The sequence below is a fragment of the Halococcus dombrowskii genome, from assembly GCF_022870485.1.
GTDB classification, from domain to species: Archaea; Halobacteriota; Halobacteria; order Halobacteriales; family Halococcaceae; genus Halococcus; species Halococcus morrhuae.
Window position 1 is genome coordinate 2,448,741 of sequence record NZ_CP095005.1, and the last position, 16,702, is coordinate 2,465,442.

Sequence of the window (16,702 nt, forward strand, 5' to 3'; positions counted from 1 at the left end):
GAGTCCGCTATCGTTCCCAGTGAGTTCCACAGCCGAGACGCCGTCGGCCGACGACCGGGTGGTCCGACTCGCGGACGTGCGGAAGACCTACGACCTCGGCGGCACGGTCGAGGCGCTCGCCGGCGTCTCGCTCGCGCTCGCTGCGGGCTCGTACACCGCTGTGATGGGACCGAGCGGTTCGGGCAAGAGCACGTTGTTGAACCTCGTCGGCGCGCTCGACACACCGACCGAGGGTCGGGTCATGGTCGCCGGCCACGACGTCGGGACGGATTCGGAAGCCGAACGCGCCGGGATCCGCGGCACGGAGATCGGCTTCGTCTTCCAGACGTTCAACCTCATGCCGCGCCTGGACGCGATCGAGAACGTCGCCCTCCCTCTCCTGTTCGACGACTGGCCGCGCGAGCGCCGCCGCGAGCGCGCCCGCGAACTGCTCTCACTCGTGGGGCTCGGCGACCGTCGCGACCACCGCCCGAACGAACTCTCGGGCGGTCAGCGCCAGCGCGTCGCCATCGCCCGCGCGCTCGCCCCCGATCCCGCGGTGGTACTCGCCGACGAACCGACCGGCAACATCGACACCGAGACCGGAGCGGAGATCATGGGGCTGCTCGACGACGTGAACGCCCGCGGCAACACCGTTCTCCTGGTGACCCACGAACGAGCCATCGCCGAGCACGCCGACCGGATCATCCACATCCGTGATGGGCTCATCGAGTCGATCGAACAGCTCGACAGGGCGGGACGGGACGCGTAGATGGACGCCAGCGAGACGCTGCGGATGGCCGGACGGTCGATCCGCTCGCACAAACTCCGCTCGGCGCTTACGGTGATCGGCGTGGTCATCGGCATCGCGTCGGTCGTGACCTTCGCCTCGGTCGGTGCGAGCGTCGAGGCCGACATCGTGAGCGAGGTCGGCTCGTCGAGTGCGAGCAACGTCTACGTGCTCCCGACGCCCGCCGGCGATGACGACGACGGCGGACCGGGCTTCGGCGGAGTCAGTCAGCCCGTGTTCACCGAACACGACATCGATCAGTTGGAGAACACACAGGGTGTGCGGCAGGTCCTGCCGCGTGGGAACGTCCGCACGAGCGCGATCACCCACGCCAACGACACGGTTTCGAGAAACCAGATCACTGCCACGACGCCCGCCTCGTTCCCCCAGGACGCGATCGTCGACGGCCGGTCCTTTCGTCCGGGCGCTGAGGAGGCCGTCGTCAGCCGCTCGGCCAGACAGGCCTTCGAGGAGAACCTCTCGGTCGGCGATCGACTCTCGATCGAATCGGAGGACGGCAACGAGACGACCGTCGACGTCGTCGGCGTCGTCAACCGGACGGCCGGCCAGCTGCCCTTTGCCTCCTTCGCCGGCCAGCCGCGGTTCTACGTGCCGACCGACCCGTTCTACGAGCGCACCCTCGAAAGCCCGGCCGTCGGCGCGAGCCAGCGCGCCTATCCCCAGCTCACGGTCGTCGCCGACCCCGCGCGGGTGAGCACCGTGAAGGGAAGCGTCCAGAGCTATCTCGCGGGGTCGGATGCTGCCGAACTGAAGCCCGAATCGGTCGAGCTGACGGCGCAGACGAGCGGCGACTTCGTCGAGGAGATCCAGGAGATCGTCGGCCAGGTCACGCGGTTCGTCACGGCGATCGCGGTGATCGCGCTCGTCGTCGCCGCCATCGGCATCGCCAATATCATGCTCGTCAGCGTCGCCGAGCGCACCCGCGAGATCGGGATCATGAAGGCCGTCGGCGCGCGCAACCGCGACGTGATGGGACTCTTTCTCGCCGAGGCCACGATCCTGGGCGCTGTGGGGGCCGTCGTCGGGCTCCCGCTCGGGATCGCGGTGAGCTACGGCGCGACGATCTACGCCGAGGTGGCGTTCACGCCGGCCTACGGCTGGTTCGCGATCGCCGTGGCCGTTGGGATCCTCGTCGGCGTCGTTGCCGGGCTCTACCCGGCGTGGCGCGCGGCACGCGTCGATCCGATCGACGCGCTTCGCTACGAGTAGTCAGGGATCGTTTTTGTGGTACTCGACCGGGACGCGGTTTTCGGCTCCATCGCGGTCGGCGTTCAGATCGACCTCGTCTTTCAGTTCCGGACGCACCTCCGAGCCGAGGCGCTCGCCGAGTTTCTCGATCTCTTCATCATCGAGCTCCGCGTCGGGATCGGGTAGATCGAGGTCGCCGACGAACCGCTCGGGCCGCAACGCGACGCCCGATTCGGGCTGTGTGAATGCGTCGTCGTAGATGACCATCTCCGTCTCGCCGTCCGGCGTGACGCGGATCGCTGGCTCGCCGGGAATCGAATCGACGTACTTCTGCTGGAGCGCCGTGACGACCAGATCCGGGTCGAGGACGACGCGTTCGATCTCGGTCATGGCGTCCCCGTTTCTCGCTCCTGATTTATGTCGTCACCGGCCGCGGCCCGACCTACCGCCCGAGTTCGGCGTGCGCGCTGGAGAGATGGCGGGAGGCGAGCGCCCCCAGGAGGGACAGTTCGCCCGCGAGCGCGCCCGCGGCGATCACCTCGGCGAGACGGTCGGCGTTCGCGCCCGGCGGGTCGCCGCCGCCGCGCAGGCCGAGCACGGAGAGCCCCTCGGACTGGGTCGGCAGTTTCGTTCCGCCGCCCACGGTACCGACCTCCAGACTCGCGAGCGAGACGCTCGCGTACAGTTCGTCCTCGCGGGCCTCGACGGTCGTGATGGCGTTCGCTCCCTCGACGACCTGTGCGGCGTCCTGGCCGGTCGCCAGGAACGCGGCGGCGACGACGTTCGCGGCGTGGGCATTGAACCCCAGACTCCCTGCCTTGGCCGATCCAATGAGGTTCTTCCTGGTGTTGAGTTCCGCGATCGCCTCGGGAGTGGCGTGCAGGTGCTCCTCGACGACGTCGTTCGGAATTCGGACGTCGGCAGTCACGCTCCTACCCCGCCCTTCGACGGCGTTGATCGCGGCGGGTTTCTTGTCGGTACAGAGGTTGCCGGAGAGCGCGACGAGTTCGGCGCTCGTCTCGCTCTCGACGACCTCGCAGGCCTCGCCGGTGGCGATCGTCGCCATGTTCATCCCCATCGCGTCCTTCGTGTCGTAGCCGAAGCGGAGGAAGACCGAGTCGCCGACCGCGTAGGGCGTGACGTCGACGAGTTCGCCGTGGCTCGTCGTCGCTTCGGCGGCGTCGGCGAGCGCGTCGCGGTTGTCGCGCACCCACTCGACGACCGCCTCGGCCTCGACGATATCGGTTACTCGAAAGACCGGCGCGCGCGTCATCGCCCGCTTGGTGACTCTGGCGTTCGCACCGTCGGCCGCCCGGAGCACCGCACAGCCGCGGTTGACCGAGGCGACGAGCGCGCCCTCGGTGGTCGCGAGCGGGAGGTATTTCTCGCTGTCCGCGCGCTCGCCAGCGACCGGTAGCGGGCCGGCGACGCCGAGCGGGATCTGTACCGTGCCGATCATGTTCTCGATGTTCGGTTCGGCGTCGGCGGCGTCGATGGCGTACTCGCCGACCGTACCGAGGGTCGTTCCCGTATCGTCCGCCACCAGTCGCCGGCGTGCGGTGGCGGCGGTGTCGGCATCGGCGTGCGCTTCCAGTTCGTGCAGGGCGATCTCGCCGTCCCTGACGCGGTCGACGAGCTCCGCGGCGTCGCTCATGGCTCACCCCTCGGCGGGACGGTTCTAACCAGTTCCGCTATCCCGAAGCGTTTTCGCGCCCGCCGTGCCTCCCAAAATCATGACCGACCCTGCCGATCTCGTGCTCACGAACGCGGAGATCCACACGCTCGCCGCCCCCGACACGACCGCCGAGGCGCTCGCGGTGCGCGACGGCGAGATCGTCCGCGTGGACTCGGCCTACGAGATCGACTTCCTCGACGGCGTCGATACGACCACGATCGATCTCGACGGCCGCGTCCTCCTCCCGGGGTTCATCGACGCACACACCCACATGACGGCGGTCGGCAAGCGTCTCGTCCACGCCGATCTCGCGGACGCCGATTCCCGCGATGAAGCGGTCTCGCTGCTCGCCGAGCGCGCCGACGCAACCGACCGCGAGTGGATCCTCGGCTACGGCTACGACGAGAGCGACTGGGGGAGTTCACGCTATCTCGATCGGCCGGATTTGGACGACGTGAGCACCGATCGCCCAGTGGTGGCGTTCCGCGAGGACATGCACACCGCCGGCGTCAACAGTGTCGTCCTGGATCGACTCGGTGGACGGCTGCCCGATGACGATGTCCGAACCGAGAACGGCGATCCCACGGGCGTGGTCGTCGAGGACGCGCTCGGCCCAGTCCGTGACGCCATCGCTCCCGATCGAGCGGAGACGCGCGAACTGCTACTCGCAGCCCAGGAATACGCCACCGAGCGTGGCGTCACGGGCGTCCACGACATGGTTCGGCAGTCACACGCACCGCGAGCCTACCGCGATCTCGACTTGGAGAACGAACTGGCCGTGCGCGTGCGCCTCAACTACTGGTCGGATCACCTCGACGCTCTCCGTGAAGTCGGACTGGCGACCGATCACGGCAGCGAGTTCGTCCGCACGGGCGCGATCAAGACGTTCACCGACGGCAGCTTCGGCGGGCGAACGGCGAAACTCACTGAGCCGTACGCCGACGCGCCCGACACGACGGGCCAGTGGGTCGTCCCGCCTGCCGATCTCGACGACCTCACCGAGCGCGTCGACGACGCCGGTCTCCAGATGACCGCCCACGCCATCGGCGACGCGGCCATCGACGCCGTGCTCGACGCCTACGAGCGGACCGACGCCGACGACGCACGCCACCGCATCGAACATCTCGAACTCCCTTCCGAGGAGGCGATCGAGCGCCTCGCCGAGCTGGGTGCCGTCGCGTCGGTCCAGCCGAACTTCCTGAAGTGGGCCGGTGAGGATGGCCTCTACGACGCCCGCCTCGGCACCGAGCGGCGGGCGCGCTCGAACCCCGTTCGGGAACTGCTCGACGCCGGCATCCCCCTCGCCTTCGGCAGCGACTGCATGCCGCTCGACCCGCTGTTCGGGATCGAGCAGGTCGTCGCTGCGCCGGACGAGCGCCAGCGTCTCACCGTGACCGAGGCACTGCGCGCGTACACCGCGGGTGCGGCGTACGCCGGGTTCGACGAGGATCGGCTCGGAACGATCGCACCGGGCAAAAAGGCCGATTTCGTCGTGCTCGATCGCTCGCCGTGGGAAGCTTCGGACATCGCGTCCATCGACGTGGCGATGACGGTCGTCGATGGCGCGATCGTTCACGACGCGCGCTGATCGTCGATCGCCGGTTATCGATTAACTAACTATTTTCGATTGTGTGTCCTGCCGGACAGTCAAAAGTATGCTGAACGCCATTTGAAGTGAAAATCTTTTCAAAGACGGGTACTGGTGGCTAGCGCTGACGGAGAACGGGAACCATGCCAGAACTCGAAACCACATCCCTCGAAACGGAACTCAGCCTCTTCAAATACGACAATCTGGAGCGGCTGCCGTCACAGTACCGCGACTTGTCGGAACACGAGCGCTCGAAGCGGATCGCCGCGGCGCGCGACGAGCTCGGCGACGACGTGTTGGTGCTCGGTCACAACTATCAGCGCCGGGAGATCGTCGAGCACGCCGATTTCATCGGCGATTCCTACGCGCTCTCGCAGCGCGCCGCCGAGTCGGACGCCGACTACGTCGTCTTCTGTGGCGTGACCTTCATGGCCGAGTCCGCGGACATCATCACTGACGACGACCAGACGGTGTTGCTCCCGTCGATGGAGGCGTCGTGCCCGATGGCCGGAATGGCCGAGGCACTCCAGGTCGATGCCGCGTGGGCCGAGATCACCGCGGCCGCGCCCGACGAGACCATCATCCCGGTGACGTACATGAACTCCTACGCCGACCTGAAGGCCTTCTGCGCCGATCAGGGCGGGTTGGTCTGTACCTCCTCGAACGCCCACCACGCCTTCGAGTGGGCCTTCGGGCGCGGCGATAAGGTGCTCTTTCTCCCGGACAAACACCTCGGCGAGAACACCGCCCACCGGTTGGGAATGGAAGACAGCACTGCCGTCTGGGACCCCTGGGATCCCGAGGGGAAGGACGCCGACGAGGTGGCCGACACAGACATCGTGCTCTGGGAGGGCTACTGCCAGGTTCACGAGCGATTCCGCGAAGACCACGTCACGCAGGTGCGCGACGAGCATCCCGACGCAAACGTGGTCGTCCATCCCGAATGCCGGCGCGAGGTCGTCGAGGCCGCCGACGTCGTGGGATCGACGAGTACGATCACCGACACGGTGGCCGACGCCGACGCGGGCGAGACGTGGGCCATCGGCACCGAGATCCACCTCGCGAACCACCTCGCACGATGGCATCCCGAAGTGGAGGTCGTCCCGCTCTGTGGCGACGCGTGCATGGATTGCAACGCGATGCGCCAGATCGATCCCAACTACCTGACGTGGGTGCTCGACGGGCTCCGCGAGGGCCAGGAGCGAAACGTCATCGAGGTCGCTCCCGGGGAGAAAGAGCGCGCCGCCGTGGCGCTCGACAGGATGCTGGAGATCTGAGATGGCTAACGAATCCGATCCGACGACGGCCGACGTGCTGGTGGTCGGCAGCGGCGTCGCGGGCTGTGCGGCGGCGCTCGGGGCGGCGCGTGCGGGCAAGGACGTGCTGGTGGCGACGAAGGCCGAACGGCCGAAGGACGCGACGAGCTGGTGGGCGCAGGGCGGCGTCGCCGTCTCGCGGAGTGATGCCGAGGGGTTCAAACAGGATATCATCGCGGCGAGCGACGACACGGCCGACCCCGACGCGGTCGACGTCTTGGTCGAGAACGCGAACGAAGCAGTGCGCGACGTGCTGATCGAGACGCTCGACGTGCCGTTCGACACCACCGGAGACGATCCCGACGCGTTCGACTACGGCCGGGAGGCCGCCCACGAGGAGCGTCGGATCCTCCACGTGAACGCGAGCACCGGCCGGCACGTCCTCGGTCCCTTCCTCTCCCATCTCGACGACCACCCGAACGTCTCCATCCGAGACGACACCGCGGCGCTCGATCTCCTCACGCGCGAGGGCCGCGTCCACGGCGCGCTCTGCGAGCACGACGGCGATTGCGAGCCGATCTACGCCGGATCGACCGTGCTCGCGACGGGCGGCGTCGGGGCGCTCTACGGGCGCTCGACCAACCCCGATGGTGCGACCGGCGACGGGATCGCGATGGCCGCGCTCGCCGGTGCGGACGTGGCCGACATGGAGTACGTCCAGTTCCATCCGACGGCCTACGCCGGCGAAGCCGCGAAGCCATTTCTGTTGAGCGAGGCGCTCCGCGGTGAGGGTGCGGTCCTGAGAAACACCGACGGGGGACGGTTCATGCCCGAGCACCATCCCGACGCCGAGCTCGCACCGCGCGACGTGGTCGCCCGCGCCGTCGCTGCCGAACGCGAGCGGACGGGCGAAGTTCTGCTCGACGTTTCGCCGCTCGATTTCGAAACCGAATTCCCGGATCTCGCGGCGAACTGCGACGAGCGCGACGTCGACTACCGAACGGGGATCCCGGTCGCGCCGGCCGAGCACTTCCTCTGTGGCGGCATCACGGTCGACTCCCGTGGGCGGACGAGCCTCGACCGACTGTTCGCGGCCGGGGAGTGCTCCAGAACGGGCGTCCATGGTGCGAACCGGCTGGCCTCGACGAGCCTGCTCGAAGGGCTGGTCTGGGGGCTGCGCGCCGGACGAACCGCGGCTGCGAGCGAGGCTGACCCCGAAATCGTCGACGCGCCCGACCTGCGCGACAGCGATCCCGCGCTCCCGACAGCGTTCGCGGCGGAGAAGTTCACCCGCCTTCGAGAGGTGATGGACGAATTCGTCGGCCTCTCGCGCACTCCCGATGGGCTCCGCCGAGCGAGCGCGGCCATCCGGCGGCTCAAGGGCGAGGTCGATGCCTACGTCCGCACCCGTACCTCGCGGGAGCTCTATGAACTCCGTGCGTCGACCGTGACGGCGCTGCTGATCGTCCGGGCTGCACGCGAGAACACCGACTCCCGTGGCTGTCATCATCTCGTCGACACCGCCGACGAGCCCGAGGTCCATGCCGATTGATCGCAGCCGCATCGAGCGCTGGCTGCGCGAGGACCTCGGCCATCACGACGTGACCAACCACGTCCCGGGCGAGACCGCTGGGAGATTGGTCGCCACGGAGGACGGCGTCGCTGCGGGCATCGAAACGGCCGCGGCCGTTTTCGATCATCTCGACGTCGAAACGGAGACGCTCGTCGACACTGGCGAGCGCATCGAGGCGGGCCAGCGAGTGCTGGCGGTCGACGGGCCGGCGCGGGCCGTCCTCCGCGGCGAGCGCGTCGCGGTCAACGTCGCGGGCCACGCCTCGGGGATCGCGACCCGAACTTGTGCGGCCGTCGACGCTGCCCGCGAGGCGAGCGAGGCTCGACGAGCCACGGGCGATCGAACGGCGAACAGCCGGGAGATCGGCGACGGGGTACGGATCGCCGGCACGCGCAAGACGACGCCCGGTCTCAGAGGGATCGAAAAGCGCGCCATCGTCGCGGGCGGTGGCGACACGCACCGCCTCGACTGCTCGCAGATGGTGATGGTGAAGGAAAACCACATCGCCGAGATGGGGTTCGAGAGCGCCATCGCACACTTCCGCGAGCGCGCGTCGTTCGCCACGAAGATCGAAGTCGAGGTCGAACGCCCCGCGGACGGTCGCCGGGCCGCCGACGCTGGTGCTGACATCGTTCTCTTCGATAACCTCGCACCGGACGCGGTCGCCGAGGGCGTCGCGGAATTACCCGACGACACGCTCGCGGAGGCCAGCGGCGGCATCACGATCGAGACGGTGCCCGAGTACGCCGCCACCGGCGTCGACGTCATTTCACTGGGCTCGATCACCCACTCGGCCCCGGCGCTCGATTACTCGTTTCGGACGGGCTGAGGCCCGATCCTTTCCGCCGAGTGGGGCCGGGACGGGCCTCAGTCGAGCAACGAACGGCCGGTCATCGCCGCGGGAACCTCGATCCCACAGCGTTCGAGCACGGTCGGCGCGAGGTCGGATAGCTCGCCGCCGTCCCGAATGTGCTTCCCGCCGTCGCTGCCGTCGGCAGCGAGGAAGACGATCGGCACGGGGTTTTTCGTGTGCGTGGTATCCGGATCGTCGGGCGTGCCCATGTCGTCGGCGTTGCCGTGATCGGCGGTCACGAGCACGTCGGCCCCCGCCTCGTGGCAGATTTCGACCAGTCTGGCCAGTTGTGTGTCGACGGTCTCGACGGCCTCGACGGCCGCCGTGAAATCGCCCGTGTGGCCCACCATGTCCGCGTTCGCGTAGTTGAGCACGAGCACATCCGGGTCCTCGGCCTCGATGACGCCGATGGCCGTGTCGGTCACTTCGACGGCACTCATCGACGGCTGCTGGTCGTAGGTCGGCACGTCGGGGCTCGCGACGATTTCGCGTCGCTCGCCGTCGAACTCGACCTCGCGTCCGCCGTTCAGGAAGTAGGTCACGTGGGGATACTTCTCGGATTCGGCGATTCGCAGTTGGGTCTTCCCGTGTGCCGCGAGCACCTCACCGAGCGTGTCGGCGGGCTCGTGCGGTGCGAACGCGACCGGGAACGAGAAGGTCTCGTCGTACTCCGTCAGCGTCACGAGCTCGATCTTGGGTGGGGTCGTTCCATCGCCCCACTCCGGGCGAATATCGGTGAGCATGCGGACGAGCTGGCGCGCGCGGTCGGCGCGGAAGTTGAAGAAGAGGACGCTGTCGCCGTCTCGAACCATGCGTTGTGCTGCACCCTCGATCAGCGTCGGCTCGACGAACTCGTCGGTGTCGCCGCGCTCGTAGGACTCTTCGACCGCTTCGACGGCCGTCGGAGCCGTGTGATCGGCCTCGCGCTCGACGATGGCGTCGTAGGATCGCTTCGTGCGCGCCCAGTTCTCGTCGCGATCCATCGCGTAGTAGCGCCCCGAGACGGTGGCCACGTCGCCCGTCCCGCATCGCTCGATCACTCCTTCCAGGTCCGTGAGATACTCGACGGCGCTTTTGGGGGGTGTGTCCCGCCCGTCGGTGAACGCGTGCGTGACCGCCTCGACACCCCGCTCGGCGGCGATCTCGATGAGCGCGTGGAGATGGCGCTGGTCGGAGTGGACGCCGCCGTCGCTCACCAGTCCCATCAGGTGGACGCGCCCGTCGTTCGCCGCGGCGTGGCCGAACGCCTCCTCGATGGCGTCATTACCACTGAGTTCGCCGTTCTCGACCGCCCGCGTGATGCGGGTGTAGCTCTGGTCGATGACCCGACCCGCGCCGATCGTGAGATGGCCGACCTCGCTGTTGCCCATCTGTCCCGCTGGGAGGCCGACCGCCCGCCCCGAGGTGTCGAGGGTGCCGCTCGCGCCGCGGTCGGTGAGATCGTCCATCGTCGGCGTGTCGGCCTCACGAACTGCGTCGAGTCGGTCGTGATCGCCGAGTCCCCAGCCGTCGAGCACGACGAGTGCCGCCTGCATACCTCGATTTTCGCCAGCGATGCGTAACTACCCTTCGCACTCGCTGGTCACTCGGCCGCCGAATCGGCCTTCTGCATCTCGACGTCCACGTCCGATTCGGCGACACCGACACGGGCGAACTGCGTCCGGAGGTGTTCTTTCGCGCCATCGATGGCCTGCTCGCGCGTCTCGAAGCCGTGGGCGACGGGCGATTCGAAGGCGACGTTCACGGTCGCGCCGTCGATCTGCTGGCGCTGGCCGCCGGATTCGACCTCGTAGAAGGAATCGCAGACCCAGACGTACGGCGCGTCCTCGTCGGGCGCACCGCTGAAGGCGGGAGCTTCCTCCCCGCGCTCGTAGAGCGTGCCGGTGAGTGCCGTGCCGCCGGCACGGCCCCGGATCAAGAGCATACTGTCGCTACCCACCCGGCGACCAAAACCTCGGTGTTCGCCGCCCGCGGCGGAGCACTTAACAACTCACCCGTGGTAATTTTTCACATGGAGAAACGGCTGCTCGTCCCGATCGACGGCTCCGAGCAGGCGTGGACCGCGCTCGACCACGCCACGACCGAGCACCCTGGGGCAGCGCTCACGCTGCTCTACGTCATCAATCCCGTCGGGGGCACCGCCGGCGTGAGCGCGGGCGCGCAGATCGCCGACGTGGGCTACGGCGAGGAGTGGTACGAGGCCGCGGAACAGCGCGCCGAATCCCTGTTCGAGCGTGCCCGCGAACGCATCGGCGAGCGCGAGATCGAGACCGAGACGACCGTCGGTCGGCCCGCCCGCGCCATCGCCGCGTTCGCCGAGGAGAACCCCATCGACGCGATCGTGATGGGGAGCCACGGCCGCGACGGCGTCTCGCGGATCGTCCTCGGGAGCGTCGCCGAGACCGTCGTCCGGCGCTCGCCGGTACCAGTGACGGTCGTCCGCTGACCGACATCGGTCGTCTCTTCCCCACTTCCACAAGCACTCGTCTGGACGATCAGTCGGCGAGCCAGTCGGCGAAGCTGCTGTCACCGATGATCGTCTCCGATTGGCGGTCGATGTACGCCTGCTGCATGCCGTGGACGGCCGCTTCGAAACTGTCGCCGTCGTCGAGGCGTTCCCTGACCTCGTGGCGTTTCCAGCGCGCCGGCGTCACCTCGTGGCGGGCGCGCTGGCGCAGCGGCCAGAGATATTTCGCGGCCTCGCTCTCGGAGAGCCCGCGCGATTCGAGCCCGTCCTTCGCGTGGGCGAAGAGGTCGGAATAGAGTTCGTCGTACGACCGCGTCTCGCGGCCGTCGTTGGTGATCCAGACGAGATCGGCGTCGAGCCCGTCGTGCATCGCCGCGTAGAAGTTGCCGTGGGCGTCCTGCCAGTCGAGGTTCGCCACCGGATGCTCGCGCCGGGTCAGACTCTCCATCAGCCCGGCGAAGATCGCCTGAAAGGCGATGGTGTCTCGCACCGTGGGCTGGCCACCGATCGGCCGGAACTCGATGCGGGCGTTCGCCGAGGACTTGCTCGCGCCCTCGAAGACCGGTCGCACCCAGCGCCAGTAGGTGCCGTGTTTCTGGCGGAAGGTGGCGAAGGCGTCGTCGAACCGGTTCGACTCCTCGATCGGCATCGGCACGATCGTGTCGTCGGCCGCGATGCGGTCGACGGCCTCTTCGGCCGAATCGAAGTCGTGCGGGAAGCGGACCTTTCCGGTGCCGCCGTCAGGGTTGAGAATGGCCTCGAAGACGTGGATGCGGTGGCTCATCCAGCCGTCGTCGAGGATCGCCTCGGGGGCGGCGTCGTCGTAGAGGCTCGGCGGGAAAAACGGCGAGTTGACGCCGAGGGCGAGCAGCGGTCCCGCGATCCGCAGCGCGTAGGTGAAATATTCGGGCAGGTCCGCGGCGTGGGCGACCTGATAGTGGGGCTGGATCGAGGTGATCAGACTTTCGGGCATCACCGTGTTCGCCGACAGCGAGACGTGTGGCGCGTCGACGTTCATCCCGACAGCATCCGCGCCGGCGGTGTTGGCCATCGCGTGATAGCGGACCGAGTCGCTCATGTTCGAGGCGATGCGCACCTCGCGGTCGGTGATCGAGCCGGTGAGATAGTCGCGTGCCTGCTCGCCCTCCGAGGGGATCGTCCACATGCCGTCGCTGACGAGTCGCAGGTCCGCCGATGCGACGCAGTCGAGGGCCGTGCGGAGGCGGGCGCTGACTTCGGCCTCCTGGGCGGCGAGCCCGTGTGGATTGAGCGGCTGCGGGCTCGTGCGCATCTCGGCGTTGTGCAGCCCGAGCTCCTTCTCGAAACCGATATATTCGAGCAGGCGACGTGGCACCCGCGCCAGCGCGCTCGTCTCGCGATCCACCCCATAGAACTCGTATTCGAGCCCGATGATCGCCTGCGGGTTGTCGAACGTGCCGGCGTCGAGTTCGCGCTTGATCACCTCGGCTTCGTCCTCGGCGCGAGCGTGGAACTCCTCGCCATCGACGGCGAGCACGTCCTCGACCCGCCCCGCGAGATCCGAGCCAGACATGCCTCGCCGTGTGCGAGCGAACGACTTTAACTTCGCGACTGAGGGAAAGCGTTCTCGACGATTGCGGTGGGAAACGTATCGAAGAACCCGTGGCTACAGTACGCCCATTTCGGTCAGTCGCTCCGGAAGATAGGTGTCGGTAACGAAGTCCAGCCCCCGGGAGGCGAGCGCCTGCTGTTCGGCCTTCTTCCCGATGTCGAGCTGGAGTTCGATCTGCTCGCGCCAGTAGTCGGTCTGGAAGCGGGGATCGCTGAGCTCGCTTTCGAGGGCGTTGATGTCCGAATCCGCCAGCGGATCGGTCGGCAGGTCGTACTCGACGATGTCGGTCGGTTGAATCCCGACGAACTGCGCTTCGGGCGTGGCGAGATAGTCCGAGAGATGGGCCGATTTGATCGAGCCGTAGGCCACCGAGCCGTAGATCCGATAGGACCACGGGTCGCCGTCAGTGAACACCACAACAGGGAGATCAAGCTCGTTGTGGAGGCGTTTGGTGATCCGCCGGGTCGCGCGGGCGGGCTGGCCCTTCAGATGGACGACGATCGTGCCGTAGTCGTCGTCGAACCCGTTCTCGACGAGTCTGTCGCGCATCCCACCCGTCTCGACGCAGAGGATGAACTCGGCGTCGTGATCCAGGAACTCGATCGTGTCCGGGTTGTTCGGGATCTGGTAGCCACCCTCGCCGACGTCCTTCTGGCAATGGATCTCGCGCTCGCCGCGGCGCGTCTGTTCGCGGAGATAGAGCGGCCCCATCAGCGTCGCACCCGACTCCTCCGGGCGCATGTGGAAGTCCTCGCGGGTCACCTCCGAGACGATTTCGAGGTCCTCGACGAGCTGGTTCGACTCGTCCTGATCCGAGAACTGCGCCTCCTCGTTGTCCCAGCTCTCCGAGAGATAGTAGAGTTCACGCAGCGTCGACGAGCGATCCTCGCCGAGCTGGTCGGCGAGGAAGTCGATCGTGTAGATCGCCTTGAGGAGCTTACGCGCGCCGCGAACCGAGTTCGCGCTGCGCGTGCTCGTGCGGTCGCCGTAGACCCAGACGTCACTGTTCTCGTCGTACTCGATGTTGGATTTCGTCCGCGTCGGCAGCTCCATCTCCGGGATCTGGCCGGCGGCGAACTGGTCGTAGAAGTCGGCGGCGAGATCGATGAGTCGCTCGCGCGCCGAGTCGTCGCTGTCGGATCTGTCGGTGCTCATTGTGATGCAGCTATGTGTTGACGGTGAGTTTCGCGCTCTCGATGCCGGTCACGTCGAGATCGTAGTCGCTCTCGTCGGCGAGCTCGTACTGCAGGACGCTGTCGTCGTCGCTGCCGACCTCCGGCGACCACTTGATGAACCACTCGCCGTCCATCTCGACGACGCGTGCGCCATCGGAGACGCTCGTCGGTTCGGCCGAGACGATCTCGGTCAGTTCGGGCGACTCGCTGGTCCCGCTGTTGTTCTCGACGACGAGCTCGACGTGGGAGTTCTCGATGCGACGCTCGACGAGGACGTTGTTCATGATGCGCGCGAGCGAGTCGTCGATCTTCAGCTCCTCGCGCTCGGTGACGGTCGCGAGCTTGTCGGCCATCTCGGGGAGGATCGAGCCGAGGACGTCCTGTTTCTCCTGACGCTGTTGCATCGAACGGCGCTTGTTCAGATAGCTCTTCAGCTCGCGGGCGGCCTCGCGGACGGCGAGTTCGATCTCGTCCTCGATCGCCGGGATGTTGGCGATGGCGTCCTTCGACTCGCTCGTGAAGGGCACGTTCGTCGAGGCGACGTGGATCATGATCACCGCCGGTCCGTTGGGCATGCCCGAGCCGCCGGGCTGGTCGAGCCCGTAGTTGCGCCAGCCGATCCCCTTGAGAACGTCCGTGGTCGCACAGGCCCCGCGCTGGTAGACCAGCGGAACCCGGTTCGCAAAGCGGAGCAGCTCGACGCTCCCCTCGGCGGGGAGATCGCCGCCGTAGGCGATGCCGGCCTCGACGATGAACGGGTCGCCGCCGTGGACGCCCGCGTCGCGCGTCGCCGAGGCGTAGAAGTCAGCGTCGAACTCCTTTTCGAGCCCCGAGCGCACGAGATCGGCGGTGATCGGCGAGAGACAGTCCGTCGGCGGCGCGATGATGTCCGTCTCGCTCATCGCGCTCAGGAGAGCACTCGCGGTGTCACGATCGTCGGCGACGGCGGCGACGTTCGGCGGGTCGTCGGGCACCGTCCGCGCGACGCTCCAGAGCGCGTCCGTGACGTTCTCGCGTGCGGTCTCGCCGAAGGAGACGTCCTCACGCTCGGCGGTCATCGCGGCGGCGCGCTCGACGTATTCTTCGAGTGTCTCCCGTCGCAGTCGGTCGCGCACTTGACCCTCGCCGTCGAACTTCGCCGCCAGCCGCTCGGCGAACGACTCGATGACGCCGTCGTCCTTGCGCGTGCTCGTCGCCTCGTCAGTTAGCGTGTAGAGATCGGCCGTCCGATCGTCGCGGACGATCGCCCAGGCCGCGGCGACGGCCTTCTCCTGGACCGTGTCGCCGAACGTCGTTCCCGTCTCGTCGGTCGTCGCCACGGCAGCGTGCTCGACGAGCGTCGCGAGTTCGTGATGCGCGATCCGGTCGTGTTCACGGATGGCGTCGGCGACGCGCCCGGCGAACTCGTCGGTGGCCGCTTGTCCCTTGTTCGCCACCGCTTCCGTGACAGCCGACTCGATGTCAGCTTCGTGGGTCGCCGGCGTTCGCCACGCCATCTCGCGGCCGTAGTGGCGGTCGGTGAACGCCGCGATGACGTTCGTCGCCGTCTTCGTGCCGACGCGGGTGAACTCCCCCTGGAGGAACCCCGAGACGCTGTAGGAGTCGGTCGCTTCGAGCATCTTGAGCAGCGTGCCGAGCTCGACGCCGTGGGGATGGGGCCGGATCTCCTCGGTCTCGGCGGGGAGCTGATCGGTCGCGCGCTCGGCCTTGTACTCGCCGTTTGGCTCGCGGAGCTCGATGCGGGCGTGGGGGTTGACGACCGCGGTGTGTTTCACGTAGTCCCTGAGCTGGCCGCGTGCGCGCATGTTCGCCTCCATCTCCAGTTCGATGCGCGTGCCGTGGGTCCGATCCCAGGTCGTCGTCTCGTCGACGGAGACCTCGGGCTCGTTCGAGTCGGTGTCGATGATGAGTTCGAAGTATTTCGCCTCGCCACCCTGCGTCCGGCTGGTGATCTTCGCCGGCTTGCCGCTGGTGAGCTGTGAGTAGAGCACCGCCGCCGAGATACCGATCCCCTGCTGACCGCGGGCCTGCTCACGTTTGTGAAAGCGGGAACCATAGAGCAGTTTCCCGAACACCTTGGGGAGTTCCTCGCTCGTGATGCCGGGACCGTTGTCCTCGACGACGAGCCGGTAGTAGTCGCCGACCTCCTCGATCTCGATGTAGATGTCGGGGAGATGGCCGGCTTCCTCGGCGGCGTCGAGCGCGTTGTCGACGGCCTCCTTGACGGCCGTGACGAGCCCTCGGGCCCCGCTGTCGAACCCGAGCATGTGCTTGTTCTTCTCGAAGAACTCGGCGATGGAGATCGAACGCTGGCTCGCCGCCAGCTCGTCGGCGACCCCCTCGTCGTCGAGCGTCGACTGGAGGGATGGCATTACCCGGCGTATTCGAGCGACGGTTAAAACGACCGCGGTAGCAGGGTGGAAGTGGAGGTGTCGCTCGGGGAGCCGAACCGAAACCGTGCCGTCGGCCATCGTGTCGGACGAATCCGTTCGCCTCCACCGTGCTCCCGGCCGCGCGCGTGCGGGAGACTTATCACCGCGGGACCG

At 67.6% G+C, this 16,702-nt stretch carries 14 protein-coding genes; 7 read left to right on the forward strand and 7 right to left on the reverse strand.

What is annotated here, in order from left to right:
• The first annotated feature begins 19 nt into the window (after window positions 1-19).
• Both MUK72_RS12735 and MUK72_RS12740 read left to right on the forward strand, forming a co-directional pair.
• A complete protein-coding gene (locus tag MUK72_RS12735; protein ID WP_244701501.1) occupies window positions 20-751 on the forward strand; it encodes an ABC transporter ATP-binding protein in 732 nt (243 codons plus the stop codon).
• The gene (locus tag MUK72_RS12740; RefSeq protein ID WP_244701503.1) at window positions 752-1,999 is read left to right on the forward strand and encodes an ABC transporter permease; all 1,248 of its coding nucleotides are present in this window, start codon (window positions 752-754) and stop codon (window positions 1,997-1,999) included.
• On the opposite strand, the gene MUK72_RS12745 is transcribed toward MUK72_RS12740, so the two are convergent.
• Complete coding sequence (locus MUK72_RS12745; protein ID WP_244701506.1) at window positions 2,000-2,368, reverse strand: hypothetical protein; 369 nt, start codon at window positions 2,366-2,368, stop codon at window positions 2,000-2,002.
• A gap of 52 nt (window positions 2,369-2,420) precedes the next feature.
• Window positions 2,421-3,632, reverse strand: coding sequence for a hydroxymethylglutaryl-CoA reductase (NADPH) (gene hmgA, locus MUK72_RS12750; protein WP_244701509.1), 1,212 nt, complete (start codon window positions 3,630-3,632; stop codon window positions 2,421-2,423).
• Between the two features lie 79 nt (window positions 3,633-3,711).
• On the opposite strand from hmgA, the gene MUK72_RS12755 reads away from it, so the two are divergent.
• From MUK72_RS12755 to nadC, 4 genes are all read left to right on the forward strand, one after another.
• The gene (locus MUK72_RS12755; RefSeq protein WP_244701512.1) at window positions 3,712-5,241 is read left to right on the forward strand and encodes an amidohydrolase; all 1,530 of its coding nucleotides are present in this window, start codon (window positions 3,712-3,714) and stop codon (window positions 5,239-5,241) included.
• Window positions 5,242-5,384: 143 nt separating this feature from the next.
• Complete coding sequence (gene nadA / locus MUK72_RS12760) at window positions 5,385-6,518, forward strand: quinolinate synthase NadA (RefSeq protein ID WP_244701515.1); 1,134 nt, start codon at window positions 5,385-5,387, stop codon at window positions 6,516-6,518.
• Window position 6,519: 1 nt separating this feature from the next.
• Window positions 6,520-8,049, forward strand: coding sequence for an L-aspartate oxidase (locus MUK72_RS12765; RefSeq protein WP_244701518.1), 1,530 nt, complete (start codon window positions 6,520-6,522; stop codon window positions 8,047-8,049).
• Entirely contained in the window at window positions 8,039-8,899 is an 861-nt protein-coding gene (gene nadC / locus MUK72_RS12770; protein ID WP_244701521.1) for a carboxylating nicotinate-nucleotide diphosphorylase, read from the forward strand. Before MUK72_RS12765 ends, nadC begins: the two co-directional genes overlap by 11 nt.
• Before the next feature lie 38 nt (window positions 8,900-8,937).
• On the opposite strand, the gene gpmI is transcribed toward nadC, so the two are convergent.
• Together gpmI and MUK72_RS12780 are read right to left on the reverse strand one after the other, a co-directional pair.
• Window positions 8,938-10,458, reverse strand: coding sequence for a 2,3-bisphosphoglycerate-independent phosphoglycerate mutase (gene gpmI, locus MUK72_RS12775; protein ID WP_244701524.1), 1,521 nt, complete (start codon window positions 10,456-10,458; stop codon window positions 8,938-8,940).
• A 47-nt stretch (window positions 10,459-10,505) separates the two neighbouring features.
• Window positions 10,506-10,847, reverse strand: coding sequence for a DUF7113 family protein (locus MUK72_RS12780; RefSeq protein ID WP_244701527.1), 342 nt, complete (start codon window positions 10,845-10,847; stop codon window positions 10,506-10,508).
• Between the two features lie 87 nt (window positions 10,848-10,934).
• On the opposite strand from MUK72_RS12780, the gene MUK72_RS12785 reads away from it, so the two are divergent.
• Window positions 10,935-11,369: a universal stress protein gene (locus MUK72_RS12785; RefSeq protein ID WP_244701530.1), complete on the forward strand. Its 435-nt coding sequence runs from the start codon at window positions 10,935-10,937 to the stop codon at window positions 11,367-11,369.
• Window positions 11,370-11,418: 49 nt separating this feature from the next.
• Here the strand turns inward: MUK72_RS12785 and MUK72_RS12790 are convergent, their stop codons facing one another.
• The 3 genes from MUK72_RS12790 to MUK72_RS12800 form a co-directional block, all read right to left on the reverse strand.
• Entirely contained in the window at window positions 11,419-12,942 is a 1,524-nt protein-coding gene (locus MUK72_RS12790) for a glutamate-cysteine ligase family protein (RefSeq protein WP_244701533.1), read from the reverse strand.
• Between the two features lie 93 nt (window positions 12,943-13,035).
• Complete coding sequence (locus MUK72_RS12795; RefSeq protein ID WP_244701536.1) at window positions 13,036-14,136, reverse strand: DNA topoisomerase IV subunit A; 1,101 nt, start codon at window positions 14,134-14,136, stop codon at window positions 13,036-13,038.
• A 10-nt stretch (window positions 14,137-14,146) separates the two neighbouring features.
• Window positions 14,147-16,528 (reverse strand): DNA topoisomerase VI subunit B, encoded by a 2,382-nt coding sequence (locus MUK72_RS12800; protein ID WP_244701539.1) that lies wholly within the window; start codon window positions 16,526-16,528, stop codon window positions 14,147-14,149.
• Window positions 16,529-16,702: the final 174 nt, after the last annotated feature.